The sequence below is a fragment of the Arthrobacter sp. HLT1-20 genome, from assembly GCF_054510895.1.
The window spans coordinates 1-25611 of sequence record NZ_JBTNDR010000048.1 but is presented as its reverse complement, the minus strand read 5'-3'; the positions used below and the strand labels follow the sequence as shown (position 1 = coordinate 25611).

26 protein-coding genes are annotated in these 25611 nt (G+C 65.0%); 15 read left to right on the top strand and 11 right to left on the bottom strand.

Annotation, left to right across the window (positions count from 1 at the left end; genetic code table 11):
- Positions 1–97: 97 nt before the first annotated feature.
- The 3 genes from galK to ACX80Q_RS17315 are packed head-to-tail and all read right to left on the bottom strand — an operon-like array spanning position 98 to position 3221.
- Positions 98–1258: a galactokinase gene (gene galK, locus ACX80Q_RS17325; protein ID WP_459331781.1), complete on the bottom strand. Its 1161-nt coding sequence runs from the start codon at positions 1256–1258 to the stop codon at positions 98–100.
- Positions 1255–2400, bottom strand: coding sequence for a galactose-1-phosphate uridylyltransferase (galT, locus tag ACX80Q_RS17320; RefSeq protein WP_459331780.1), 1146 nt, complete (start codon positions 2398–2400; stop codon positions 1255–1257). The genes galK and galT overlap by 4 nt, the downstream gene beginning before the upstream one ends.
- The gene (locus ACX80Q_RS17315; protein ID WP_459331779.1) at positions 2397–3221 is read right to left on the bottom strand and encodes a DeoR/GlpR family DNA-binding transcription regulator; all 825 of its coding nucleotides are present in this window, start codon (positions 3219–3221) and stop codon (positions 2397–2399) included. Before ACX80Q_RS17315 ends, galT begins: the two co-directional genes overlap by 4 nt.
- A 132-nt stretch (positions 3222–3353) precedes the next feature.
- Here ACX80Q_RS17315 and ACX80Q_RS17310 point away from each other — a divergent pair, with 132 nt between their 5' ends.
- The 3 genes from ACX80Q_RS17310 to ilvA all read left to right on the top strand — a co-directional run bounded on the left by ACX80Q_RS17310 (position 3354) and on the right by ilvA (position 6932).
- Positions 3354–4301 carry an aldose 1-epimerase family protein gene (locus tag ACX80Q_RS17310; protein WP_459331778.1) on the top strand — a complete coding sequence of 316 codons (948 nt, stop codon included), beginning with the start codon at positions 3354–3356 and terminating at the stop codon, positions 4299–4301.
- Between the two features lie 116 nt (positions 4302–4417).
- Positions 4418–5629: an AI-2E family transporter gene (locus ACX80Q_RS17305; RefSeq protein WP_459331777.1), complete on the top strand. Its 1212-nt coding sequence runs from the start codon at positions 4418–4420 to the stop codon at positions 5627–5629.
- 64 nt (positions 5630–5693) lie between these two features.
- Positions 5694–6932: a threonine ammonia-lyase gene (ilvA, locus tag ACX80Q_RS17300; protein WP_459331776.1), complete on the top strand. Its 1239-nt coding sequence runs from the start codon at positions 5694–5696 to the stop codon at positions 6930–6932.
- A gap of 99 nt (positions 6933–7031) precedes the next feature.
- Here the strand turns inward: ilvA and greA are convergent, their stop codons facing one another.
- Together greA and ACX80Q_RS17290 are read right to left on the bottom strand one after the other, a co-directional pair.
- Positions 7032–7526 (bottom strand): transcription elongation factor GreA, encoded by a 495-nt coding sequence (gene greA / locus ACX80Q_RS17295; RefSeq protein WP_459331775.1) that lies wholly within the window; start codon positions 7524–7526, stop codon positions 7032–7034.
- A gap of 152 nt (positions 7527–7678) precedes the next feature.
- Positions 7679–8044, bottom strand: coding sequence for a DUF4307 domain-containing protein (locus ACX80Q_RS17290; protein ID WP_459331774.1), 366 nt, complete (start codon positions 8042–8044; stop codon positions 7679–7681).
- Positions 8045–8261: 217 nt separating this feature from the next.
- On the opposite strand from ACX80Q_RS17290, the gene mca reads away from it, so the two are divergent.
- The 7 genes from mca (at position 8262) to ACX80Q_RS17255 (ending at position 15067) form a co-directional block, all read left to right on the top strand.
- Positions 8262–9170: a mycothiol conjugate amidase Mca gene (gene mca, locus ACX80Q_RS17285; protein ID WP_459331773.1), complete on the top strand. Its 909-nt coding sequence runs from the start codon at positions 8262–8264 to the stop codon at positions 9168–9170.
- Between the two features lie 57 nt (positions 9171–9227).
- Positions 9228–9587 (top strand): hypothetical protein, encoded by a 360-nt coding sequence (locus ACX80Q_RS17280; RefSeq protein ID WP_459331772.1) that lies wholly within the window; start codon positions 9228–9230, stop codon positions 9585–9587.
- A 9-nt stretch (positions 9588–9596) separates the two neighbouring features.
- Positions 9597–11822, top strand: coding sequence for a thioredoxin domain-containing protein (locus tag ACX80Q_RS17275; RefSeq protein ID WP_459331771.1), 2226 nt, complete (start codon positions 9597–9599; stop codon positions 11820–11822).
- Positions 11823–11972: 150 nt separating this feature from the next.
- The gene (locus ACX80Q_RS17270; protein WP_459331770.1) at positions 11973–13049 is read left to right on the top strand and encodes an efflux RND transporter periplasmic adaptor subunit; all 1077 of its coding nucleotides are present in this window, start codon (positions 11973–11975) and stop codon (positions 13047–13049) included.
- A gap of 2 nt (positions 13050–13051) precedes the next feature.
- The gene (locus tag ACX80Q_RS17265) at positions 13052–13864 is read left to right on the top strand and encodes an ABC transporter ATP-binding protein (RefSeq protein ID WP_459331769.1); all 813 of its coding nucleotides are present in this window, start codon (positions 13052–13054) and stop codon (positions 13862–13864) included.
- Entirely contained in the window at positions 13861–14232 is a 372-nt protein-coding gene (locus ACX80Q_RS17260) for an ABC transporter permease (RefSeq protein ID WP_459331768.1), read from the top strand. The genes ACX80Q_RS17265 and ACX80Q_RS17260 overlap by 4 nt, the downstream gene beginning before the upstream one ends.
- On the top strand, positions 14213–15067 hold the full coding sequence (locus tag ACX80Q_RS17255; RefSeq protein WP_459331767.1) for an ABC transporter permease: 855 nt from the start codon (positions 14213–14215) through the stop codon (positions 15065–15067). Before ACX80Q_RS17260 ends, ACX80Q_RS17255 begins: the two co-directional genes overlap by 20 nt.
- A 74-nt stretch (positions 15068–15141) precedes the next feature.
- On the opposite strand, the gene ACX80Q_RS17250 is transcribed toward ACX80Q_RS17255, so the two are convergent.
- Both ACX80Q_RS17250 and trhA read right to left on the bottom strand, forming a co-directional pair.
- Positions 15142–15726: a GNAT family N-acetyltransferase gene (locus tag ACX80Q_RS17250; protein WP_459331766.1), complete on the bottom strand. Its 585-nt coding sequence runs from the start codon at positions 15724–15726 to the stop codon at positions 15142–15144.
- A gap of 40 nt (positions 15727–15766) precedes the next feature.
- A complete protein-coding gene (trhA, locus tag ACX80Q_RS17245) occupies positions 15767–16414 on the bottom strand; it encodes a PAQR family membrane homeostasis protein TrhA (RefSeq protein ID WP_459331765.1) in 648 nt (215 codons plus the stop codon).
- 154 nt (positions 16415–16568) lie between these two features.
- Here trhA and ACX80Q_RS17240 point away from each other — a divergent pair, with 154 nt between their 5' ends.
- Together ACX80Q_RS17240 and ACX80Q_RS17235 are read left to right on the top strand one after the other, a co-directional pair.
- Complete coding sequence (locus ACX80Q_RS17240; protein WP_459331764.1) at positions 16569–17351, top strand: isoprenyl transferase; 783 nt, start codon at positions 16569–16571, stop codon at positions 17349–17351.
- Between the two features lie 182 nt (positions 17352–17533).
- Positions 17534–18922 (top strand): PhoH family protein, encoded by a 1389-nt coding sequence (locus tag ACX80Q_RS17235; RefSeq protein ID WP_459331763.1) that lies wholly within the window; start codon positions 17534–17536, stop codon positions 18920–18922.
- A 133-nt stretch (positions 18923–19055) separates the two neighbouring features.
- Here the strand turns inward: ACX80Q_RS17235 and ACX80Q_RS17230 are convergent, their stop codons facing one another.
- On the bottom strand, positions 19056–19844 hold the full coding sequence (locus ACX80Q_RS17230; RefSeq protein ID WP_459331762.1) for a hypothetical protein: 789 nt from the start codon (positions 19842–19844) through the stop codon (positions 19056–19058).
- 69 nt (positions 19845–19913) lie between these two features.
- Here ACX80Q_RS17230 and ACX80Q_RS17225 point away from each other — a divergent pair, with 69 nt between their 5' ends.
- Positions 19914–20423 (top strand): prepilin peptidase, encoded by a 510-nt coding sequence (locus ACX80Q_RS17225; RefSeq protein WP_459331761.1) that lies wholly within the window; start codon positions 19914–19916, stop codon positions 20421–20423.
- A 30-nt stretch (positions 20424–20453) separates the two neighbouring features.
- On the opposite strand, the gene ACX80Q_RS17220 is transcribed toward ACX80Q_RS17225, so the two are convergent.
- Positions 20454–21116, bottom strand: a complete 663-nt coding sequence (locus ACX80Q_RS17220; protein ID WP_459331760.1) for a response regulator — start codon at positions 21114–21116, stop codon at positions 20454–20456.
- The gene (locus ACX80Q_RS17215; RefSeq protein WP_459331759.1) at positions 21113–22882 is read right to left on the bottom strand and encodes a sensor histidine kinase; all 1770 of its coding nucleotides are present in this window, start codon (positions 22880–22882) and stop codon (positions 21113–21115) included. The genes ACX80Q_RS17220 and ACX80Q_RS17215 overlap by 4 nt, the downstream gene beginning before the upstream one ends.
- A gap of 169 nt (positions 22883–23051) precedes the next feature.
- On the opposite strand from ACX80Q_RS17215, the gene ACX80Q_RS17210 reads away from it, so the two are divergent.
- Positions 23052–24545, top strand: a complete 1494-nt coding sequence (locus ACX80Q_RS17210; RefSeq protein ID WP_459331758.1) for a CitMHS family transporter — start codon at positions 23052–23054, stop codon at positions 24543–24545.
- Between the two features lie 9 nt (positions 24546–24554).
- Positions 24555–25025 carry an NUDIX hydrolase gene (locus ACX80Q_RS17205; protein ID WP_459331757.1) on the top strand — a complete coding sequence of 157 codons (471 nt, stop codon included), beginning with the start codon at positions 24555–24557 and terminating at the stop codon, positions 25023–25025.
- Between the two features lie 58 nt (positions 25026–25083).
- Here ACX80Q_RS17205 and ACX80Q_RS17200 read toward each other — a convergent pair whose 3' ends face one another.
- Entirely contained in the window at positions 25084–25443 is a 360-nt protein-coding gene (locus tag ACX80Q_RS17200) for a hypothetical protein (RefSeq protein ID WP_459331756.1), read from the bottom strand.
- Between the last annotated feature and the right edge of the window lie 168 nt (positions 25444–25611).

Genomic DNA, 25611 nt, shown 5'->3' with positions numbered 1-25611 from the left:
CGCGAGGGCCCCAGCTTAAACAACTAGCCCGCAGAAAACGACGAAAAACACGACAAAATCGTGAATTCTCGCCGTTTTCTGCGGGCTAGTTGTGATTTCAACGGACCCGGCGCGCTCCCGGGGCCGGTGAGACGGCAAAGATGTCCGGGGCCGTGAAACCGGCGCCAGCAAAGGCCGCCACCACGTTGGCGCGGACAGTGGCTTCTGCCGTGGCCGGGATGAGTGCAATCGCGGATCCGCCAAAGCCGCCACCTGTCATGCGTGCGCCGAGGGCACCATGGGCCAGCGCCGTATCCACGGCCAGGTCGAGTTCGGGGCAGGAGATCTCAAAGTCATCACGCATGGACACGTGGCTGGCGGTGAGCAGGGCACCAATGGCGGAGGGTCCGGCGTCGTCCAGAACAACAATGGTGTCCAGTACGCGCTGGTTCTCGGTGACAATGTGGCGCACGCGGCGGAACGTCTCGTCATCCAGCAGGCCCGCGGCCTCGGGGAGGTCCGCGGCGGTAACGTCGCGCAGGGCCGCAACGCCGAGCACCTCGGCGCCCAGCTCGCAGGACGCGCGGCGGGCAGCGTAGCCGCCGGTTGCGTGTGCATGGCTGACCTTGGTGTCCACCACCAGGATGAGCAGGCCCGCGGCAGCCAGGTCCAGGGGCACCAGCGTGGATTCCTGCGTGCGGCAGTCAAGGAACACGGCGTGGCCGTCGGTGGACAACAACGACGCCGACTGGTCAAGGATGCCCGTGGGGGCGCCCACCACCTCGTTCTCGGCGCGCTGGCCCACCAGCACCAACTCGTTGGTGCTCAATCCGGCCGAAGCCAGTTCGTTGAAGGCCGTGGCGACGGCACACTCGATGGCTGCCGAGGACGACAGGCCCGCCCCCGAGGGCACGGTTGAATGCAGGAACAGGTCAAAACCGCCAATCGTGATGCCCAGCTGGCGCATGACCCACACAACGCCCAGCGGGTATGCCGTCCAGCCGTTCATGGTGTCGTGCGTGAGCGTGTCAAGATCCACGCTCACCGTTCCCTCAGTGCCGTAGCTGGAGCGCAGCCGGGCAATGTTGTCATCGCGCAAGCGGATCGCCACCGCTGCGGCACGGTCAATGGCGAACGGCAGCACAAAGCCTTCGTTGTAATCCGTGTGCTCACCAATGAGGTTGACCCGGCCCGGCGCCGCCCAGACACCCTGGGGTGCGGCGCCAAAGGTTTCCTCAAATGCCCTAGCCACGTGGGCTGCGTCGATGGACGCGCTCATGCCAATCCTGCTTTCACTGTTTCGGTGGAGGCGCTGCTGCGCACGGCTGTGGAGGTGCTGCGCAGAACAGCGGCAGTTTGCTCCGGTGTGGTGTCGTTGATGAAGGCGCCCATGGCCGCCTCGGAGCCGGCCAGGAACTTCAACTTGTCCGCGGCACGGCGCGGGGAGGTGAGCTCCAGGTGGAAGCGCCCGGCCGGGCGCAGCTGCGCATCCAAGGGGGCCTGGTGCCAGGCGGCAATGTACGGGGTGGGTGTGTCATACAGGTTGTCCAGGCGCCGCAGCACGTCAAGGTACATGACGGCCAGCTCGTCGCGCTCGGCGTCGTTCAGGGCGGTGAAGTCCGGGACGTGGCGGTGCGGGGTCAGGTGGATTTCCAGGGGCATGTGCGCAGCAAATGGCACATAGGCGCTGAAGTGCTCGCCCTGGGCGATCATGCGCTCACCGGACTCGGACTCCTTGGCCACAATGTCGCCCAGCAGGGTTGCCTGGCCGTTGTGCGCGTCAAAGAACGTCCGGGCGGCCGTGGCCATGACCTCGCTGCGCGGGGGCACGTAGGAGTACGCGTAGATTTGGCCGTGCGGGTGGTGCAAGGTCACGCCAATGTCCTGACCGCGGTTTTCAAAGGGGAAAACCTGCTTGACGCCGGGCAGTGCACTGAGTGCCTCCGTCCGGTGTGCCCACGCGTCGATCACTGTGCGGGCGCGCTCGGCGGAAAGCCCGCCAAAGGAGCCCTTGTGTTCCGGGGTGAAGGCCACAACCTCGCACCGGCCAAAGGCCCGTCCAACGCTTCCCCAGGCGGGGCTGGCGGGAATGCTGCCAACGGCCGGGCCCAAGGACGGGAACCGGTTTTCAAACACCGCGACGTCGTAGGCGGCGTCCGGGATCTCGGAAAGGTTGGCGCCCGTGGTGGGACAGAGGGGGCACTGGTCCGCAGGGGGCAGGTAGGTGCGGGTCTGGCGGTGCGCGGCAATGGCCACCCAATCGCCGGTGAGAGCATCAAAGCGCAACTCGCCGGTGTTTTCCGCCGAGCGCGCGTCCAGCGGGCGGGTGTCCACGCCAACATGGGCCTTGGCCAATCCGCCGTCGTCAAAGTAAATCAGCTCCCGGCCATCGGCGAGCAGCGTGGTTGTAGCAATAGTCATGAGGTCTTCCTAATGGGTGCGGACGTGGCCGCGGCTGAGGTGGCCTTGATGAAGTGCTGGACCAGCGGGGTGAATTGTTCGGCGGTGACCTGGCTGACGGAGCCGTCGGTGATGATGGTGTCCACGGCACCCATGGGCGCAATGGCTGCCAGCGAACGGACCTGGAACTTGGTGGAGTCGGCCAAGATGACCAGCCGTGAGGTGCCCTCAATGAAGGCCGCGTTGGTCTCGGCCTCCAGCCAGTTGGGGCTGCTCAGGCCGCGCTGCGAGTCCAGTCCGTGCACGCCCATGAAGCAAATATCCGTGTTGAGGCTGCCCAGGGCCAGGCGCGCCACGGGGCCCACTAGCGCTTCCGACGGCGTGCGTTCGCCGCCTGTGACAATGACCTTCAGATCCGAGTTGCCCTGCTGGCGGTACAGCAGCTCGGCAACTTTCAAGGAGTTGGTGACCACTGTGAGGTTGCGCAGCCGTTCCAGCTCCGGCGCCAGCAGCACGGCCAGTTGGTAGGTGGTGGTGCCGCCTGTCATGGCCACTGTCATGCCGGGCTGGATCAGGGTCAACGCCTGGGCTGCGATGGCCAGTTTGCCGTCCATTTCCTTGTCAACGTTGAGCAGGAAGCCGGGCTCCAGCGCACTGAGGCGGGCCAGGCGCATGGCGCCGCCGTGGATCTTGCGGGCCAGCCCGTTGGAATCCAGCGCCTCAATGTCGCGCCGGATAGTCATTTCACTGACGTTGAGGGTGGCAGCAATGTCTGCAACACGCACAGCCTCGTGAAGTTGAAGTTCCTTCAGGATGCGTGCTTGGCGTTCTGGTGCCAGCATGGGAGCCCCTCTGTTCGAAATAATCAAAATACATAGTTTTCAAACAAAATATTACATTAGTTGAGGGTGTTTGTGCAGTCATCGGCACGAAATAGAACAATTTCTGTGCGGCGGGGCGGTAATCTAATCCCCATGACAACTCCCATTGAAACCGCGGGAACCCGGGCGGCCACAGGACCACAGTTCACCTTGGCGCGTGGGGATGCTACCGCCATTATTACCTCACTCGCCGCCGGTCTGCGCCATTATGACAAGGGCGGGGTAGCCCTGGTGGAGAGCTATCCGCTGGATTCCATTGCCCCCGGGGCCGCCGGAATCACCCTGGCGCCGTTCGCAAACCGCGTGGATGGCGGGCTGTGGGAGCTCGACGGCGTGCCGCAGCAGTTGGACATCACGGAGGTTCCGCGCAACAACGCCATCCATGGATTGTTGCGTAATGTGGGCTACACGGCGCTGGAGCACAGCCCCACGCGGGTGCTGCTGGAGGCCACCATCCACCCCCAGCACGGCTACCCTTTCCTGGCCCGGCACCAGGTCCGCTACGAACTGGGGGATTCTGGGGAGTTGCGGGTTGCCCAGACGCTGATCAATGATTCAGCGCGGCGGGCTCCGTTTGTGCTGGGCGCCCACCCCTACTTCACCCTGGGCACGGTGGCGCCTGCTGACCTGCGCATCACCGTCAACGCCGCCAGTGCCCTGAGTGCCAATAGCCGCATGATACCCACGGGAACCGCGGCCGTTTCAGGGCGCTATGACCTGCGCGGCGGCAAGGCCGTGCCGGAGTCCTTGATGGACACGTGCTTCACGGACTTGCTGACGCACGACGGCGTTGCCCGGCACACGCTGGCGGCTCCCGACGGGCGCAGCGTGAGCTTGTGGCACGACGGCACCGTCTCCCACGTTCACGTGTACATCACCGACGAGTTCCCGGGGCGGTCCCTAGCCGTGGCCATGGAACCCATGACGGGCCCGGCCAACGCCTTCAATTCCGGCGACGGCCTGAAATGGCTGGAGCCGGGGGAGTCATTCACCATGAACTGGGGGATTGACGCCCAGCTGGACGCCCAGCCGGGTGTCTAGCAGGGCGCCGTGCGGGGCGCATAGCCGGGCGCCGTGAGGGGCGCCGCGAGGCCCGGCGCCACGCTGACAATGGACACCGTTTAACGTATTTTTGCCCCATAGGGAATTATTGGTTTATGACGCCCTCACAGCACGAACAAGAGCGCAATTCACAACAGGACGCCTCGGTGGTCCCCTTTGGCATGCGTGTGGCCGGAGCATGGTCCTGGCGGGTGGGCGCAATCCTGCTGGTTTCGGCCATGCTGGTGTGGCTGCTGAGCCAAATCACCATCCTGATCATCCCCATCATGCTGGCGGCCATCCTTGCGTCCCTGCTGCGGCCAGTGGTGCGCGGCTTGAAGAAAATGGGCCTGCCGCAGGGCCTGAGCGTGGCGATTGCCGAAGTGGGCCTGATCGCCGTGGTCCTGGGTGGTTTGTTCCTGGTGGGCCGGCAAATGGTGACAGGCTTCTCCGCCCTGAGCGAGCAAGCCATCAGGGGTGTCATCCAGGTCCAGGAGTGGTTGACCAACGGTCCGCTGGGCATCAGCAACGATGAAATCAACAAGTACATCAACGAGGCGCTGAATGCCCTGCAGAACAACACCAGCGTCATTCTCTCCAGCGCCCTGGGCTTTGGCAGCAGCTTCAGCCATTTTGCGGCCGGAATACTGCTGACACTATTCATCTTGCTGTTCTTCCTCCTCGAGGGCCAGGACATCTGGGCCTTCATTGTCAGGTTCTTCCCCCGCCGGGCCCGTCCCGCCGTGGACGGTGCCGGCCGCCGCGGCTGGCGCTCGCTAGGTAACTATGCGAGGGTACAGATCCTCGTGGCAGCTGTTGATGCTGTAGGCATTGGCGTTGGTGCCGCGATCATCCAGGTCCCGCTGGCCCTGCCGCTGGGTGTGTTGGTGTTCCTGGGATCGTTCATCCCCGTGGTGGGTGCCCTGGTGACAGGCGCCGTGGCCGTGCTGCTGGCCCTTGTGGCCAACGGCTGGGTGAACGCCCTGATCATGCTGGCCATTGTCTTGGCCGTGCAGCAGCTGGAAAGCCACCTCCTGCAGCCCTTCATCATGGGCCGGGCAGTGAATCTGCACCCGGTTGCCGTGATCCTGGCGGTTGCCGCGGGTGCAGGTGTTGCCGGCATCCTGGGCGCACTTTTTGCCGTCCCGCTGCTGGCGGTGACCAACTCCTTCATCCGCTACATAGCCGAACGTGGTTGGGAGAACGATCCCCTGCTGCCCGACATCTACGGGCTAGCCCCCGTGCCAGCCGGACCGCCGGCACCCAAGGCCCCTTCCGACGTCGAACACGGCACCGACAGCCCCGGGAAAGGCCCGGACAAACCCTAGGGCGTCCCGGCGGCACCCCCATATTTTGCACTATCGACATTCCGTAGAGAAAGAGAAAAGTACCGTGAACGCATCAAGCGATCTCCCCGTCACCCTTGCAGATGTAGAACAGGCCAGGGAGCTGTTGACGGAGATTATTGCGCTCACACCCATTGAGAGTTCGCGGGCCCTGGGCCGGTTGACGGGGTCCGAGGTGTTTTTCAAGTGCGAGAACCTGCAGCGTGCCGGGTCCTTCAAGGTCCGTGGCGCGTACGTCCGTATGGCGCGGTTGTCGCCGGAGGAACGGGCACGCGGCGTGGTTGCGGCGTCGGCCGGTAACCATGCGCAGGGCGTTGCCGTGGCTGCCAAGGCGCTGGGCATCAAGGCCCGGATTTACATGCCTGTGGGCGTTGCCCTGCCCAAGCTGGCCGCCACCCGCGGTCACGGTGCCGAGGTGGTGTTGCACGGCTACAACGTTGACGAGTCGCTCGCCGAGGCCGAGCGCTACGCCAATGAGACCGGGGCCGTGTTTGTGCACCCGTTCAACAATGTTGACGTCGTGGCGGGGCAGGGCACCATTGGATTGGAGATCCTCGATCAGATCCCCAACGTTGACACCATCATCATGGGTGTTGGCGGTGGCGGCCTGCTGGCCGGTGTGGCCGTGGCGGTCAAGGCGCGGGCCAAGGAACTGGGCCGGGAAATCCGTGTCATCGGCGTCCAGGCGGAGAATGCTGCAGCCTACCCGCCCTCCCTGGCCGCCGACGCCCTGGTGCCCCTGAAGAAAGTTTCCACCATGGCCGACGGCATTGCCGTGGGCCGGCCCGGACAGCTGCCGTTCTCCATCATCCGCGAACTCGTGGACGATGTAATCACCGTCAGCGAGGATGCCCTGGCCCGGGCCCTGATCTTCTTGCTGGAGCGCTCCAAGATGGTGGTGGAGCCCGCCGGCGCGGTGGGTGTTGCCGCGATCATGGAAGGCAAGATCGAAAACCCCGGCACCACTGCCATCATCCTTTCCGGCGGCAACATCGACCCCATGCTCATGCTCAAGGTCATCCAGCGAGGCCTTGCGGCTGCGGGGCGTTTCCTCACGGTGCGCATGATGCTCAACGACCGGCCCGGTTCCTTGGCCACCATTTCTCGCATCATTGCCGAGAACGACGCCAACGTCACCGGGGTGGATCACACCCGGGTGGGCGGCTCCATCTCCATGGGCGATGTCTCCATCACCGTGAACCTGGAAACCAAGGGCCACGAACACTGTGAACTGGTCCTGACGGCGCTTCGCGCCGAAGGCTTCCAGCCGATAGTGGTCCACTAAGGGCCGAGCCCAAAGAACTGACCCGCAGAAAACGCCGAAAATCACGGTTTTACCGTGATTTTCGGCGTTTTCTGCGGGCAGTTGCTTAAATGGTGGGGGTTAGCCCTTGTACGGCTTGGCGGAGAGGATCTCCACGTCAATGTTCTTGCCGTTGGGGGCAACGTAGCTGACCTTGTCGCCGATCTTCTTGTTCATGATGGCTTCGCCCAGGGCCGAGCGTTCACTGAACACGTCCAGGTCCCCGGCGCCCACTTCGCGGCTGCCGAGCAGGAAGGTGGTTTCCTCGCCCGCGATGGTGGCAACCACCACCATGCCCTGCTCCACGATGCCGTCGTCGGCAGGGGCCTCGCCCACACGGGCGTAGCGGAGCATTTCGCTGAGCTGGCGGATGCGGGCTTCGATTTTGCCCTGCTCGTCCTTGGCAGCGTGGTAGCCGCCGTTTTCCTTCAAGTCGCCTTCCTGGCGGGCTTGTTCAATCTTGCTGACGATTTCGGCGCGGCCGGGGCCGGAGAGCTGGGTCAGCTCGGCCGAAAGGCGGTCAAAAGCTTCCTGGGTCAGCCATGCAGAGGGGGGCGCACTGTTAGTAGTAGCCACGAGATTCTCCTTGAATGTACAAAAGCAAAGGCCCCGCTACAGGCGGTCCGGCGCATGAAAATCGCCAGAAACCAAGCGGGGCAGAAGGTAATAGGGTCTAGTTTAGTCAATAAGAGGGATAAACCCAAGAATCGACGTGGTGCGTGTTACGTCTACTTGACCAACCAGCAGTTTTCCACCACGCCCGTGACAGCCAGAGAGTCGGTCCGGATCTCACCACGCACGGTGGTGGTGCGGCCATTCTCCGAGCCGGCATCCTTGGCATTGGGGCCCACAGTGACAACGTTCCAGCCCACTACCGCGTAGCTGTCGTTCATGGCCTTGAGGGCACACTTGGCCGTGGCTGACGGGTCCTTCGTCACAGCCAGGTCCACGGTTGTCATGGTGCCGTCTGCCACGTTGTAGCTCAGGATTTTTTGGGAGACGCCCGAATTGCCGCCAATAACAACCCACAAAATCCAGGTCAGGGAGAGCACACCGGTCACGATGAGCAGAATGAGTTTGTTGCGCTTGGACATTGTCCGCTTGGGTGTGCCGTAGCGATTGGTTAGGCTGGTAGCTGCTGGAGAATCTGAGTTTTTCACTGCATCCACTTGTGTCTGTTCCACGGGTTCCCGTGGTCTGGCCGCCCACAGTTGATGAGGGCGTTGGACTTAGACCAGTTTAGCGTTTATTTGACCAGGGAATTTTGCCCCCTGATTGTCCCAAAGTTGATACAGAAATGAAGGTAGACCCATGAACGGCAATGAGCGCACCGCAACCGAGCCGCTGCGACTTTTGGCAGTTCATGCGCATCCGGATGACGAGGCCAGCAAGGGCGCCGCCATGATGGCCTCCTACGCTGCGGCCGGCGTCGAGGTGATGGTGGCAACGTGCACGGGCGGGGAGCGCGGCGACATCCAGAACCCCGCCCTAGTGGGTGCGCCCCATCCCTCTCGCGACATGGGTGGTGCGCGCAGGTTGGAAATGGCCAACGCCGCCAAAATCCTGGGCATTTCCCAGCAGTGGTTGGGGTTCACGGACTCCGGGCTGCCCGAGGGCGACCCGCTGCCGGAGCTGCCGGCCAATTGCTTTGCGCTCAAGCCCTTGGACATTGCGGCCGCGCCGTTGGTCCGCTTGGTGCGCCGCTTCCGGCCCCACGTCATCATCTCCTATGACGAAAACGGCGGCTACCCGCACCCGGACCACATCATGGCGCACAAAATCACCGTGGAGGCCTTCGACGCCGCCGGGGATCCGGAGCGTTACCCCGGCACCGGCGAGGCGTGGGAGCCGTCCAAGCTGTACTACGACCTGGCCTTCAACCCGCAGCGGTTCCGTGCCCTCCACTTCGCACTGGAGGAGGCGGGGCTCACCTCACCGTATGCGGAACGGCTCGCCGCCTGGCTGGAAACAGACTCCGAGGGTCACTCCATGCCCGTCAGCAAGCACCCCACCACCACCCAGATTGACTGCGGCGACTACTTTGAAACCCGTGACAACGCCCTGCGCGCGCACGCGACCCAGGTGGACCCTGACGGTTTCTTCTTCGCCGTGAGCCCGGCGATGCAGCGCAAAGTGTGGCCGTGGGAGGACTATTCCCTGATCAGCTCCCGCGTTCCCACCACACTGCCCGAGAACGACCTCTTTGCTGGCCTACGATAGATAGTGGACGTTTCCCGCTGGCACCACGCCTGCCGGGGATGATACGAAAGACGGACTGTGCACACTTTGATTTTGCTTGCCACCACTGACCCCGCCGTACCCTCACCCGGCGGCCTGCGCCCGGGACTTACCGAGGACCAGATCACGCCCGGCCTGCTGGGGTTTGTTGTGACCTTCAGCATTGTGATCATCATGTTCTTTTTGATCCGCGACATGGTCAAGCGCATCCGCCGTGTCCGTTACCGGGCCCAGGTTGAGGAAGGCCACGCGGGCGGTTCGCATGGCCCGGATGCCGAGTACATGGGCATTCCCATCATGAGGGACGACGCCGAGACCCCCGTCCCAGCGCCCCGCGAGGCTCCCGCCGTGGACCAGGAAAAAGACGCCACTGCCGCTCCCGAGACGGATACGAAGTAGCGTTTAGCCATGAACAGGCTGGCGGGTGAACCAAGTGCTTACCTCCGCCAGCATGCACAAAACCCTGTGCACTGGCAGCCGTTTGATCCGGCTGCCTTTGCCGAAGCTGTGGCACGTGATGTACCCATTTTCTTGTCAGTGGGTTACGCCGCGTGCCATTGGTGTCATGTCATGGCGGGGGAGTCCTTTGAAGACCCGGCCATTGGCGACTATCTGAACCGGCACTTTGTCTCGATCAAGGTGGACCGGGAGGAACGCCCGGACGTGGACGACGCCTACATGGCAGCCACCCAAGCCCTCAGCGGCCAGGGCGGCTGGCCGATGAGCGTGTTTCTCACCCCGGACGGCCGCGCCTTCTACGCCGGCACGTATTTCCCGCCGCAGCCGGGCTCCGGCCGGCCCTCATTTTCGCAACTGCTGACAGCCGTCCACGAGGCGTGGAATGAACGCCGGACCGAGGTGGAACGCACAGCCAACGAGCTTGCGGAGGCGTTGTCGGCGCCCCTGTGGCAAATCCGGGCCGGTGCCGCTGGCGCCCCTGGCGCCGCTGGTGCCGCCGGCGACCCTGGAGCCGTTGGTGGCCAGACGGCGGGTGGGCCAGCCGGCGTCGAACTTTCTGCTCCGCCAACAGCCCAGTGGGCTGCCGTGGCACAGGCCGCCGTCACAGCACTGGCCCGCGCCGAGGACCCCGAGCATGGCGGATTGGGCACGTCTCCGAAGTTTCCGCCCACCCCGGCGCTGGAATTCCTGATGCGGCAGGCGGCGGGAGATTCCGGGGCATCATCGCGCACGGCGGCCGGGCTGGCCGGACGGGCCCTGGGCGCCATGGTCAACTCGGCCCTTTTTGATCAGCTGGCAGGCGGTTTTGCCCGGTACAGCGTTACCGCTGATTGGTCAGAGCCGCACTACGAGAAAATGCTTTACGACAACGCCGGCCTGCTGCAGGAGCTGGTGCACTGGATCAGGCTGGCCCTGGTGCGGCCCGTGGCCCAGGCACAGCCGGAGGTGGAGCAGCCGGAACGCTTGTTGCAGCCGCTGAGTGTTGCCGATGCTCGGCGCGCGGCGGAAGCCACGATTTCCTGGCTCATGGCGGAGCTGCGCCTGCCCGGCGGCGCCTTCGCCTCCTCTCTGGACGCCGACACCGTGATTGACGGGGTGCATCACGAGGGCGCCAGCTACCAGTGGAGCGTTGCTGAGCTGGAGGCGGCAGTCGCGGAATCGGTGGGCCAGGCTGGTGGGCCGGACGGGGCCGGAAATCTGGCGCGGCTTGTTGCCGGTTTCATGAACATTCCGGATGCAGGCACGGCGCCGTTCCATCCGGGCCGCCGCCTGGAGTCTCACGAGCGTGCCGACTGGGAGCGGATCCGCCCGGCCCTGCTGCGCCGGCGCGCACAACGCACCATGCCGGCCCGGGATGACAAGGTGGTGGCTGCCTGGAACGGGCAGTTGCTTTCCGCGCTTGCCGAGGCCGCCATGGTCCTGGACCGGCCAGATTGCCTGGTTGCCGCCGTCGAACTCGGGGAATACCTGCAAACGGTCCACTGGGATGGGCAGTTGTTCAGGGTTTCCCACGACGGCCGGGCGCGCGGCATCAAGGGGCTCCTGGACGACCACGCAGCATGCGCCAACGGCTTCCTGGCCTTGTACGCGGCCACGGGGGAGCAGCGCTGGTGTGAGTTTGCCGGCACCCTGATCGCCGCCCTTGAAGCGGAATTCATTGTGGACGGCGTGGTGTTGAACAACGCGGCGGACAATGCCCTGCCCGGGTCCAAGTTTGCCGATCCCTTCGACAACGCAACCGCCAGTGGTGTGGCGCAGCTGGTGCAAGCCTTCACCTCGTGGGCCGCCTACACGGGCTCGGCCCACCACCGCGGCGTGGCGGAGGCGCTGTTGGGATCATTGCCGGAACTGGCCCGCCAGGCGCCGCGTGCGGCAGGGGGGCTGCTCGCAGCGGCCCTGGCATTGACCGCGGGGCCGCTGGAGGTGGCCATCGTGGGCCCAGCCGGCCCGGACCGTGACGCCCTGGTGCGGCAGGCGTGGCTGGCCAACTCACCGGGGGTCGCGCTGGCTGTGTGGGACGGTATTGGCCCGGCGCCGGTGCCGCTGCTTGAGGGCCGCGGGCTGCCCGCCGTGCCAGAGCCGGGACGCCGGCCACTGGCGTATGTCTGCCGGAACATGGTGTGTGCCCGGCCCGTGGCAACCCCGCTGGAGCTCTCCGGCCTGCTCGGACTCTGAGCCCGGCCCGCCCGGCCGCCCGGCCCTGAACCCGGTAATCTTTGGCCGCTGTGAAGAGCCATCCCACACAATCCGCCGCGCTCGGCTAGATTGTTGTGCAACAAGTCTCCATCCGGGGATCTGTGGGGAGATTCGAAGAAGGAAACAAAAGTGCGTGTACTGCGTCGTGTCATTTTTCCAATTGTGTGGGTGCTGATTTTTGCCGTCATAGCGATGGCCCTGGTCAAGCTGGCCTTCGTTGACGGGCTCAAGGATGAGGGTGAGCAGCTGGTGCCGCAGGCCCAGATTGGGGCACCCGTCACGGCCGTCAACCGGGCCACCGTGACCAATACTGTGGAACTTGCCGGGACGGTGCAAAGTGATGCCGCCGTGCCGGTGCGTGCCACGGCGGCAGGCAAAGTGGTGTTCTTTTTTGTTGAGAAGGGAGCGCAGCTGGCTGCAGGGGACCGGATCTTTCAGGTGCGCAGTGAAGTGGTAGCCGATCCGTCCGCTGTAGTTGCCCCGGACGACGGCGGCACGGCGGACACGGCGAAGAACCCGCCGGCTGCGCCCGCGCCCGTCTACGCCTTCACGGACGTGCTGGCCCCGGTGGCCGGCACCCTGGACACCCTGTCAGTGCTGTTGAATCAGGAACTCAGCGTGGGTGACAACGCCGGCTCGGTCAGCCCGGGCACCTTCTCCATCACAGGCACCCTGACCACGGCGCAGCAATTCCGTCTTCTGGGCAAGCCAGCCACGGCCTCCGGCACCGTCACCAACGGCCCGGCACCCTTCAAGTGCAACGATGTCCAGCTGAGCAACAAAAAATCGGACGGTGGCACCGGCGTCGGAGCCGCAATGATTCCGGGTGCCATGGTGCCCGGCGCTCCCGTGACACCGGAGGAGACAGGCACCGGCCAGGTCAGCTGTGCCGTGCCGGTCGGGACAGCCGTGTTCCCCGGGCTGGGCGCCACTATAACCCTCACCGCCGGTGAGGCCAAGGACGTGCTGACCTTGCCGCTGACGGCCGTCAAGGGCAGCGTCCAGAACGGCCTGGTCTGGGTTCCCGGCGTCGACGGGAGCGGGGCGCCTCAGGAGCGCAAGGTTGTGTTGGGCCTGAACGACGGCGACGTGGTGGAGATCCGCACGGGACTGGCTGAGGGTGAACAGGTGCTTGAATTTGTGCCCGGTGCGGATGCCGTGGTGCCCAATGGGCAGATGGCCGGCTTCGGCCCGATGGGCGGCTGAGGATGACGAGCATATTTTCTCCCCGAGATGAAGAGGACGCCCGTGAATTCGGCGCGTCTGGCGAGAACACCACGGGCAGCCACGATGCCAACGCGCCCCTGGTCGATTTGTGCAACGTCACCCGGAGCGTGGTGCTGCCCGACGACGGGCTGCTGCACATTCTGCGCGGCGTTGACCTGCAAGTCAGGGTGGGCGACCATACCGCCATAGTGGGGCGCTCGGGCTGCGGAAAATCAACCCTGCTGAACATCCTTGGCCTGCTCGATGTGCCCAGCAGCGGCAAGATGCTCTTTGACGGGACGCCCGTGGAAAGACTGCGCAACAACACCCGCGCCAAGCTGCGCGGTTCCAGCATCGGCTTTGTGTTCCAACAGTTCAACCTGCTGCCGGGGCGCACGGCCCTGGAGAACGTGGTGACGCCCCTGATGTATGCGGGGCGGAAGGAATTCTGGCGCCGCAACACCCTCGGCATGGAGATGCTGGACAGGGTGGGGCTCGCCGCCCGGGCTGGCACGCAACCCCACATGCTCTCCGGTGGTGAACAGCAGCGGGTGGCGATTGCCCGCGCCCTGGTGCGCAGGCCCCGGCTGATCCTGGCGGACGAACCCACCGGCGCCCTCGATGTGGAGACCGGCCAGGCCGTGATGGATTTGCTGGACACGATCGCCACCGAATCCGGGGCGGCCCTGGTGACCATCACCCACGATGTCAACGTGGCCGCACGCGCCCGCACCAGCTACAGGCTCGACGCCGGCATTCTCTCAGCCTCGACCGGTCTTGCCAGCTCAGGCGTCCTGCTGGGGGCCAACGCATGACCGCCCTCATTTCCGCCATGGTGGAGGCCTGGTCGGAGCTGCGGATACACAAGACCCGTGTGCTGCTGGCCCTGATTGGCGTTGCCCTGTCGGTGGCCGTGCTGACCACTGTGGTGGGGGTGGGCAATCTGGCCAGGGAAGGCATGCGGCTGGATTCCGAGCGCAACGGCGGCCGGGAAGCAACCCTGAGCGTCTCCATCTATTCCGACCCCAGCGGCACCCAAACGCCGGACGCAGACAGGACCGCCAGGATTCTGGATGCCACGGTGAAACGCTACGGCTTCAGCCACGCCACCCGGGTCACGCAGGCACAGGGACGGTTTCAGTTCCCCCCACGGTGTCCAGGGCGTGCAACTGACTGTGGTTGATCCGCAGTACGGGGCCATCCACCGGGTGGATGTTGCCCAGGGCAGCTGGTTTGCCGAGGACGACGGCGGCAGGCTGGCTCCCGCCGTCGTGGTTAATGAAGCGTTTTATGCAGCAGCCGGACGGCCCAACCTCACCACGGCCCCCCAAGTCACGGTGTTGGGTGCCAACAAGGCAACGGCCGTCATCATCGGTGTCATGCCCAGCAGATACCCGGAGGAGATGCCGCAGGCCTTCATGTTGACGGAGGCGGCACAGGCTGTTGGTGCGGCACAAGACATGGGCGGCATGGGGCAGGAACTGAAGATCTGGGCGCCCGCCGGCATGGCCGAACAGCTGATGCCTGTGTTGAATGCAGACCTGGCGCAACAGCTCCCCGGGGCACAAGTGAATGTTTACCGCAGCGACTACGCCGCCATGGGTGACCCCTTCGCCATGGTTCAGCTCATGGTCTCCGGGATTGCCGCGTTGATCCTGTTACTGGGCGCCGTGGGGCTGCTGAACATTTCCATGGTCACTGTGCGGTACCGGGTGCGGGAAATCGGCATCCGCCGCAGTTTTGGCGCCACGTCGGGCCGCATCTTCACCGGCGTCATGATGGAGTCGGTGGTGGGCACCACCGTGGCCGGTGCCGTGGGTGTCATGCTTGCCGTTGCTGTGGTCAAGAACCCGTGGGTGGAATCGAAAGTGGCCCCCGGCCTGGACATTTACCCGGCGTTTCCGGTGGAAGCCGCACTGCTGGGTCTGGGTGCTGCCGTGTTGGTGGGTGCGCTCGCAGGCGCCATTCCGGCGCTCGTGGCCATCCGGGTCAAGGTCATTGACGCCATCAGGTTCTAAGCCACGCCCGGTTCTGGGTAGGGTTCCGGGTCACGCCGGGTTTGGCGCCGGGTCACGCCGGGTTTGGCGCCGGGTCACGCCGGGTTTGGCGCCGGCCATGGCAGCGGGTGGCCCAGAACCCGCAAGGTGGTGGGGGAGCCGGCATCCGTTGTGGTGCCAAGCTCCTCGAAGCCCCATTTCCTGTACAGGGCGCGGGCCGGGGCGGCCTGGCTGTAGACACCCAGCACCACGTGGGATTCGGTTCTGTTGGCCAGGAGTCTGCGCACGCATTCCCCGGCAAGGCCCCTGCCACGATGCGCGGCGGCCACGGCCAGCTCCTGAACCACAACAACGTTCCGGGGATCAGCCGCGAGGTAGGGGGATTCCGGCGCCACGGCAGCAGCCAATATTTGTTGCCACGGGGCGTCCTCCACCAATCCGTGGGACAGGGCGAAGGCCGCGATGGCGCCATCGCTGTGAGCCACCACCAGGCGTCCGCCTGGCTGGGCCAGTTGAACAGGTCCCCAGCCGGTGATCGTGGCTAGATCGTCGGGATCCTCAAAGTAGGGATCAGCCGAGAAGCTTGCACTGAAAAGCGCTGCCACCGCGGCCCACAGCACGGGTGGGGCGTGGCCCTCAAAACACTGAAATTGTTGTGCGGGCTGGTGGGTGAGGGACATGCCACGAGCCTAGGGGCCTTGGCGGGACGGGCCAAATGGCTCAGTCAAAAACCACCAGGACCACCGCAATAAAGTGCGTTGCAAACGCAGCCACGGTGAGTGCGTGGAAAAGTTCGTGGAAGCCAAAGTGCCGGTGGCTGAAGTTGGGTTTCTTGATCCCGTAGATCACCGCCCCGGCAATGTAGAGCGCGCCGCCCAGGCAGATCAGGATCGTGGGGACGGGCCCCGCCGCCCAGAACTGCGGCAGGAAGAACAAGGCTGTGATGCCCAACAAAACGTAGATGGGCACATACAGCCAGCGCGGAGCATTGACCCACACCACACGGAACAGGACACCGGCAATGGCTCCCACCCAGATCATCCAGAGCAGCAAGGTGGCGGTGGGGCGCGGCAGCATCAGCGCCGAAAGTGGGGTGTAGGAGCCCGCAATGACCAGCATGATGTTGCTGTGGTCCAGGCGTTTGAGCAGGGCCTTGGTTTGGGGCTGCCAATTCCCGCGGTGATATAGCGCACTTGTGCCAAAAAGTAGGACCCCGGTGGTCACATATATTGCACAAGTAACTTTGGCTTCCAGGCCCGGCGCCAGCAGCACCAGGGCCATCCCGGCAAGCAGCACCAGTGGCGCGGTTCCGGCGTGCAGCCAGCCGCGCCAGGATGGTTTGAGGTCTTCGCCAGCAACGGGAATCATGAAAAAAGCATAACCCAGCGCCCGGTGAGGTTACTGAGCAGTAATATGAGAATTGGCCCGGCTTGGTGAGAATTGGCGGTGCGTGCAGGTAACCTAGAGCTAGCAAGTTTCGTACGGCCGCATGGCCATTATTCGTAAAGGCCGGTGTACATTCATGCGACTGTTTACCGGTTCGGTGCGGATGCCAAAGCTGCTGTACAACTACTATGAGCGGCGCCTGGCCAAGTCGCTGGACGCCAGCAGCGTGCCCCGACATATTGGCGTCATGGTTGACGGCAACCGCCGCTGGGCCCGGCAGTTCAACGCCCCCACCAGTGAGGGCCACCAGGCGGGCGCGGACAAGATCCTGGAATTCCTTGGCTGGTGCCAGGACCTGGGCATCAAGGTTGTCACGCTGTACATGCTCTCCACCGACAACATGAGCCGCTCCCAGGAAGAGCTCGACGAGCTTATGGGCATCATTGCCAACACCCTTGACCTGCTCGACGCCGATTCCGACATCAGCGTCCACGCCATGGGCGCCCCCGAGCTCCTCCCCGACTATTTGGCCGCACGGCTGTCGTCGCTGACGGAGCGTGTGCCCGCCAAGGAGCGCATCCACGTCAACATGGCCATTGGCTATGGTGGCCGCCGGGAAATTGTTGATGCCGTCCGTGAACTCCTGCTCGACGCCGACGCCCAGGGCCGCGCCATGGCGGACGTTGCCCAGCAGCTCACCGTTGATGACATTTCCAAGTTCCTGTACACCCGCGGCCAGCCTGACCCGGATCTGGTGATCCGCACCTCCGGGGAGCAGCGGTTGTCCGGATTCCTGATGTGGCAAAGCGCCTACAGCGAGTTTTACTTTTGTGAGGCCCTGTGGCCGGCGTTTAGAAAGATCGACTTTCTGCGCGCCCTGCGCGACTACGCCGGCCGCAGCCGCCGCTTCGGCAGCTGAGCCACCCGGACACTGAAGCGGTGATCCGCTGGTGATTTATCAGCAGCAGATCACCATTTCGCCGTCGTCGGCCCCAAACGTTCAGCTCACGGTTGCCCGACACGCCCTCCGTGTATGCAAAGCAGCCACCCCGGAAGGCGTAGCTTTAGCCATAACGGAGGGCAACTCCGCTCGCCGTACCGATGAGAATCCGGACGCTCAAGACGCGCCGGAGGGCTGGAGTCGACGTGGTTGAAGCTTTGAACCGGGAACAGGATTCAGCAAGCGCAAGTGTTGGGGCGAAACTGCGCAGTTACGTCATTGACACCTCTGTTTTGTTGGCTGACCCCCGGGCCATCACGCGTTTTGCCGAACATCAAGTCATTGTGCCCATCGTTGTCATCTCGGAGCTGGAGGCCAAGCGCCACGACCCCGAACTGGGTTACTTTGCCCGCACGGCCCTGCGCCTGCTCGATGACCTGCGCACTCAGCATGGCGGTTTGAGTGAACCTGTGCCCTTGGGGCACGACGGCGGGACGTTCCGGGTGGAGCTCAACCATGTTTCTTTGGAGGTGCTGCCGGCGGGCATGCGCGGCAGCGACAACGATGCCCGCATTTTGGCCGTTGCCAAAAACCTGGCCAACGAGGGGCACAACGTCACTGTGGTTTCCAAGGACGTCCCCATGCGGGTGAAGGCGTCGGCCATGGGCCTGGCCGCAGAGGAATACCGCAACGAGCTGGTCCAGGATTCGGGCTGGACGGGTGTTGAGGAAATTGACGCCACGGACTTTGAGATGGCGGCCCTGTACAACCACGAGGCGGTGGCGATTCCCGATGCCGCGGCCCTGCCGGTGAACACCTCACTCGTCATCACCAGCAATAGGGGCTCGGCGCTGGGGAGGGTCGGCGCGGACCAAAACGTGCGCCTGGTGCGCGGGGATAGGGAAGTCTTTGGCCTGCACGGCCGCTCGGCCGAACAGCGTCTGGCCCTGGACCTGCTCATGGACCCGGAGGTGGGCATTGTGTCCCTGGGGGGCCGGGCGGGCACGGGCAAGAGCGCCCTGGCTTTGTGCGCCGGGCTGGAGGCTGTGCTGGAACGCAACGAACACCGCAAGGTGGTGGTGTTCCGGCCCCTGTACGCGGTGGGCGGCCAGGAGCTCGGCTACCTGCCCGGTTCCGAGAGCGAGAAGATGAACCCGTGGGCGCAGGCGGTTTTTGACACTCTTGGCTCGGTGGTCTCGGACGCCGTTATGGAGGAGGTCATGGCGCGCGGACTGCTGGAGGTGCTGCCGCTGACCCACATCCGTGGGCGCTCCTTGCACGATTCCTTCGTCATTGTGGATGAGGCGCAGTCGCTGGAGAAGAACGTGTTGCTGACGGTCATGAGCCGCATTGGCCAGCGCTCCAAAATCGTCCTGACCCACGATGTGGCGCAGCGTGACAATTTGCGCGTTGGCCGGCACGACGGCGTGGTGGCGGTGGTGGAAACCCTCAAGGGCCACCCGCTCTTTGGCCACGTGACCCTGACCCGCTCCGAGCGTTCACCCATTGCGGCCCTCGTGACGGAAATGCTGGAGCGAGCCGAAATCTAGCCCCGCGAACGTACAGTTGATGCCGATGTTTGACGCGGACATCAGCATCAACTGTACGTTCGGGAGGCAGCGTTCGGCAGGCAGCGTTCGGGAGGCAGCGTTCGGCAGGCAGGCAGGCAGCGTTCGGGGCAGGTCAGGAGGCGGGGCCCAGGTCCCAGGGGATGTGGGCGCGCACATCCGTCAGGCCCATGCTGACCTCTTCAAACAGGTCATCGAGCATGTACTCGTCAATGCCCAGCAGCACCATCCAATGCCCGGCCCCAGCGGTGCTCCCGTCCAAGGACTGGGAGGCCACGCAAATCCCGGTCGCCAGGTCAATGCGCACGGCCGTGCGCCCGGGAAATAGCAGGGGTGCATCGGCAAAGGTGGGGCGGTAGGAGGCGTTGGGTGTCAGCACCGCCTCAACCGCTTCCCTGCCCTGGTGGCTGACCGGGGCAATGTCTGAAATCTCGGCCACATTGGCGAAGGGCGCCTCCAGGGGAACCGGGCGGTCTCCGGCCAGTTCCACCGGGTCCAGCGCCGCAGAGAACCGGCCGGAGCCATAGGCCGGCTCGCCGTAGAGTGCCTCGGGGCGCCGCACCACAAAGCCGTTGCCGTCCCGCACAGGGTTGACCAGCGACGGCGGCAATAGCCACGGCTTGCGATTGCCGCTGATAAACAATGAATCCCTGGACTCGTTGATCTTGGTGGTGCTGGCCAGCAGCGTCCCCTCCAAGGTTTCCACCCGCAAGGCACCGGGGCGCCGCACCCAACACTGCAGTGCGGCGGCAGTGTCGGGGCTGTCCTTGCTCTCCGGATTCTCGCCGCCGCCATTGGCGAGCGGAAACTTCCGGAGCAGCTCAAAGCGCACGCTTTGCCAGCGCCATGGGGACGAGCGGCACAGGTGCCGAAAAGTATCGGCTGTGAAAGTTGGGGCAGTCATGTCCACAGCATAGCCCCGGGATTTGAACAGTTGGCCCCGCCGTGCGCGCCCATGGCGTAGCATCACGCTATGGTGACTCGGCTGTCCGATCTGCTGGAAACAAACTTTGTGGCGTTTCTCGCGGTCTTGGCCGCCTGCCTGTATCTCGTGTGGCTTGCCGTGGTGCTGAGCATCATCGACATCCGGACCCACAAACTACCCAACCGATATGTGCTGCCGGCCTATCCCGTGGCAGCCGTGCTGCTCCTTGGCGCCGCGCTGGCAGCGGGCATGCCCCAACTGGTGGTGAGCGCCGTTGGGGGAGGGCTCGCCGCGGGCGCCCTCTACTGGCTACTCTGGGCCCTGTACCCCGCGGGGATGGGTTTTGGGGATGTGAAGCTGGCCGGAGTGTTGGGGATTTTTCTGGGCTTCCTTAGCTGGCAGCATGTGCTCCTGGGCCTGGCCGCCGGGTTCGTTGCCGGAGGGCTGTGGGGTGTGGCCCTCATTGCCAGCCGGCGCGGCACCGCCAAGTCGGCGATTCCCTTTGGCCCCTCCATGCTGGCCGGGGCTCTGGCTACCTTGCTCCTGGTCCCCGCCTAGCCGTGCCCCTGATCCCCTGCCGGCCGGATACTAGGGTTTCGCCGCGCTGTAGCGGTGTTCGGGCCGTCCGGTGGCGCCGTAGCGCAGGGAGATGACCACGGCGCCGTCGTCCGCCAGGGCCTGCAAGTACCGCTGGGCCGTGGTCCGGGAAATGCCCACGGCCTTGGCCACGTCGGCGGTGGACTGGTCGCCGCCCCGGACAAGAACACCCAGCACTGCCGTCTCCGTGGCCGAGCCAGGCCTGGGCCCTGTGGCAGCGACGGCCGGGTGCAGGGCCTGCCAAGCAGATTCGAGCCGGTCCTGTGACAGGGTACCGGTTTCCGCCAGCAGGCGGCGGTACCTGAGGTATCCGCGCAGCCGTGACTCCAGCAACTGGGCGGAGAACGGTTTGATCAGGTAGGCCAGTGCACCGTGGCGCAGGGCCTTGCGGATGGTCTCGGGGTCGGACGCAGCACTGAGCATCATGGCATCAACGTCGATGCGCCGCAGCACGTCCAGTCCCGTGGCGTCAGGCAGGTAGACATCCAGCAGGACCAGATCCGGTGCCTGCGCATGGATGACGTTCAACGCCTGTGCGGCAGTGGGTGCCGGGGGGAGGGCGCGGAAGCCCGGCACGGCGTCCACAAAGCCTGCGTGCAATCGCCCAACGTGGAAGTCGTCCTCAACGATCAGGACGGTGAAATCGCGGCTCATGGCTTCTCCTCGGGGATTTGCAGGCTTCCTGCGGGCACGTTTCCTGCGGGCACGGCAGCTACGACGCCGGGCAGGCGGGCGCAAAACACCGCGCCGTTAGTGGTGGGGGAGCCGGCGTCGGCCACCCAGACATCGCCGCCGCGGCTGCGGGCCAGGCGCCGGATAAGGGCAAGCCCCACACCGTGGCCGGAAATGGGGTCGGCAACCCCGGGTTCTGCGGCAACAGTTGAAAAGCCCGCAGCAAAGACCAGCTCCCTGGCGTCGGCACTGGAGGAACCGGCTGGCGGCAGGCCAGCACCGGAGTCGGCCACCACCAGGTGCAGGGTGGCCCCTGCGGCTGAAAAGTCATCCAACAGTTCCACTTCAACCCACTTCTGGGCGGCTGGCCCGGACACGGCAGCCAAGATGGCGTTGTCCAGGAGGTTGCCCAGAATGGCTGTCACGTCCTGGGGGTCGGTGATGCGCCCGCGCATGAGGGTGTCGGCGCCAATCCGCAATTCCACGCCCCGCTCCTGGGCCTCAATGCTCTTGGCACCGATGAAGGCCTCCAGGTAGGGATCGCCCAGCATGCCAAGATCCCTGGCCGGGTACCGCAGCGGGCCGTTGCTCATGATGACACCAACGTAGTCGCGGGCCTCCGCTGCCCGATCCAGGTCCAGCAGCCCGGCCACCGTGTGCAGTCGGTTGGCGAACTCGTGCCGTTGCGCCCGCAAGGCTGTGCCCAGGGCGTTGACGGCATCCAGTTGACGGGTCAGGGCCTGCACCTCAGTCCTGTCACGAACCATGATGACTTTGCCCAGCGACCGGGCGTCGTCGCCGTCGAGCCTGACGGGGCGGGCCGACACAATGACCACCCGGTCCCCGGCAACATGCTCGCAAGGGCCATATTCGCCCCCGGCCGCTGCGTCGAGGAGGAAAGCTGGCAGCCCGCTCCGGCCCAGCAAGATGCCGCCAAAGTCAGTGGTGGAGTCAGGGGCCAACAGCCGCCGCGCCCCCTCATTGAACACTGTGATGCTGCCGTTTTCGGAGATGCCAATGACGCCTTCGTCAACGCCGCGCAGCACAGCCTCCTGGTCCTGTGCCAGCCCGGCAATTTCCTCCGGCTCCAGGCCCAGGGTGAGCCGCCGCAGCCGGGTCCCCATCATGGTTGATGCGAGCGCGCCAAGTGCCAGAGATAGGGCCGCCGTGAGCGCCAGGGGCAGAATACTGGGGCCCAGGCTGGCGGCGATGTCGTCGCTGGAGATGCCCACGCTGACCTCACCCACCACATCTGATGCCGCTCCAAGCGCATACACCGGAACCTTGGCCCGGGCTGAGTGCCCCAACGTGCCGGACTGCTGCGATGTCTCTTCCCCGCCGCCCAGAGCCACCGAGGGGTCGGTGGAAACCTGCTGCCCCAGCAGGGCCGGGTTGGGGTGCGCCAGCCGGAGCCCGGTGTCGTCGGTGACGACCACGAAGAAGGCACCCGTCCGCTCCCTGGCGGACTCGGCACCGTGTTGGAGCGGCCCGTTGGCAAGGTTCGCGGGAGTCAGGGCGGAGGCAGGAGCACTGGCCAGGGCCGCGGTTTCGCGGCGCACATCCTCCGAGGATGCCACGGCCCGGGCCACGGCCAGTGCGCGCGCCTCGGCCTGATCGCCCAGGCGCTGATAGGTCAGCGCGGCAAAGGTGCCGGCCGTCATGAGCACCACGGCAAACACCACACCCAGTTGCAGGAGCAGAACGCGGGTGGAGAAGCGCAGCCGGGGCGTGGCGCGTGCCTGCTTCAACGAAATTCTCCTTGCTGGACGGGCCCCACGAGAAACGTGGGCTTAATGGGCTAAACGTGTTCAATGGGCACTAGTTGGGGCAAGTGAACTTAACCACAAGGTGTGATGCGGACCACTCTATTCTCTGTAAAGCGGGTCACAAATGCGGCCTTTGTACAAAGGAGTTCAAATGCTGGTAATCCTTGGATTTGCCATGATAGCGGTGTTCATGGCGTTGATCATGACCAAGAAATTGACGCCCGTGGTGGCCCTGATAGTTGTCCCCACCATCTTCGGCCTGTTCGCCGGAGCCGGCCTGGGCCTGGGCGACATGGTCATGGACTCCATGAAGAGCCTAACGTCAACGGCGGCATTGTTGATGTTCGCCATCGTCTACTTCGGCATGATGATCGACGTCGGACTGTTCGACCCCCTGGTCAAACTGATCCTGCGGACCCTGGGCAACGACCCAGCGAAGGTGGTCCTCGGCACGGCTGTGCTCGCCGCGATCGTCTCCCTGGACGGCGACGGCTCCACCACGTTCATCATCACCACGGCGGCCATGCTGCCCATCTACCTGCGCCTGGGCATGAGCCCGGTGGTGCTGACCTGCGTGGCCGGCCTGGCCAACGGCACCATGAACATCCTGCCCTGGGGCGGCCCCACAGCCCGCGCCGCCGCAGCGCTGAAGGTTTCCCCCAGCGAAGTGTTCGTCCCCATGATCCCGTCGCTGATTGCCGGCATGATTGTGATCTTCCTCTTCGCCTGGCACCTGGGCCTGCGCGAACGCCGTCGCCTGGCCGTGTCCGGCAGCTCCTGGAGTGAAAGCTCCAAGCACGACGGCGGCACCCCCTCGGGTGGAACCCGCGCCGCCGGGGCGGCTGGCAAGGTGCCGGCTGGCACAGCGCACGCTGGCAAGGGCGGTGCCCTGCTGACAGTCGACAAGCCCCGCTCCGCGGCGCAAACCCGCTTTGATGAGCAGGTGCTGGCCGTGGCCAAGGAGGATGCCCAATCCGTCAACACGTCTTTGGCAGATTCCCAGCTGGATCCCAACCGCAGCACCCTGCGGCCCAAACTGTTCTGGTTCAACCTGGTCCTGACCGTCACGCTCATGGTGGTTCTGGTCATGGATATCCTGCCCCTGGCGTACGTCTTCATGGTGGGCTCCGCCATTGCCCTGGTGGTCAACTTCCCCAAGGTCAAGGACCAGGCGCAGGCTCTTGTCTCCCACGCCGGCAGCATCGTGGCCGTGGTCTCCATGGTCATGGCGGCGGCTGTCCTCACCGGTGTGCTCAGCGGAACCGGCATGGTGGATGCCATGGCCGCCTGGCTGGTCAGTGTCATCCCCACCTCCATGGGCCCGTACATGGCTGTGATCACCGGTCTGTTGAGCATCCCCATGACGTTCTTCATGAGCAACGACGCCTTCTACTTCGGCGTGCTGCCGGTGCTGAGCGAAACGGCCGTGCACTATGGCATCGACCCCGCAGCCATGGCGCGCGCTTCCATCACCGGCCAGCCCGTCCACATGCAGAGCCCCCTGGTGCCGGCCATCCTGCTGCTGGTTTCTCTGTCCCGGGTGGAATTGGGCGACCACCACAAATTGGTGCTGTGGCGCTCGGCGGTTGTCTCCCTCGTGATGCTGGCCGTTGCCGTCGGAATCGGCGTCATCCCCTGGGGCTAGGCTGGATCCATGGGATCACCGGAATTCATTGTCAGGATGCGGGAAAAAATCGGCCACGATCCGCTGTGGCTGCCCGGGGTGTGCGGTGTGGTGTTCGACGCCGAAAGCAAGGTGTTGCTGGGCGAACGCTCGGACACCGGCGGCTGGGCGTTGATCACCGGCATCCTGGAACCGGGTGAGGAACCCGGGCCCGGCATGGTGCGGGAAATCTTTGAGGAAACAGCCGTTGTTGCTGGGATAGAGCACCTGCTGGGCATCACAGTGGTGGGCCCCGTGACGTTCCCCAACGGGGACGTGTGCGACTTCCTGAACATTGAGTTCATCGCCCGCCACATCAGCGGGACGGCGCGTGTGAACGACGACGAATCCGTTGCCGTGGGCTGGTTCGCCGTGGACCAGCTGCCGCCGCTGCGTCCCGGCCACCTCGCCTGCATCCAGCGGGCCTTGGCGTTCAGCGGCGAAGCCCACTTCCAGCGCTAGGGCCCGCCGGGCACCGCATCAGCTGCTGTTTGGAATCCAGGCATTGCGTATGCGGGCGCTATCTGGCGAAGGTTCCCGGCTGGCAGTACTGCCGGATCAGGTTCGCCGCGCACAGTACCGTCGATGCCACCACACCCGCCGCGCCGCCCACCATGGCGCCACCGATGATGACCATGCCACGCAGGTCGAGGCCGCTGCCGCCGGCAAAGTAAGCGTCGTAAGGCGGTGGAAATAGTGCCATTGCGAGGCGCCCGGCCATGCTGCCAAAGAGCACCGAGGCGATGGGGCCCAGAAAGAAAAACCACGCCATCCGCGCCTGCGGCTTCTTCAAACACCACCACCCGTATACGGCCACGCCCGCAATGGGCACCAGCACCAGCACCGAGCCCACGATCAATTCAACTGTCCCGTAATCCATGCGTCCCCCTACCTAGCCAGCTGCCCAGTCTACGCAAAAACAAAAGGCGTGGGGGGGGGGGGGGGGGAGGGGGGGGGAGGGGGGGGGGGGGGTGGGGGGGGGGGGGGGGGGGGGGGGGGGGGGGGGGGGGGGGGGGGGGGGGGGGGGGGGGGGGGGGGGGGGAGAGGG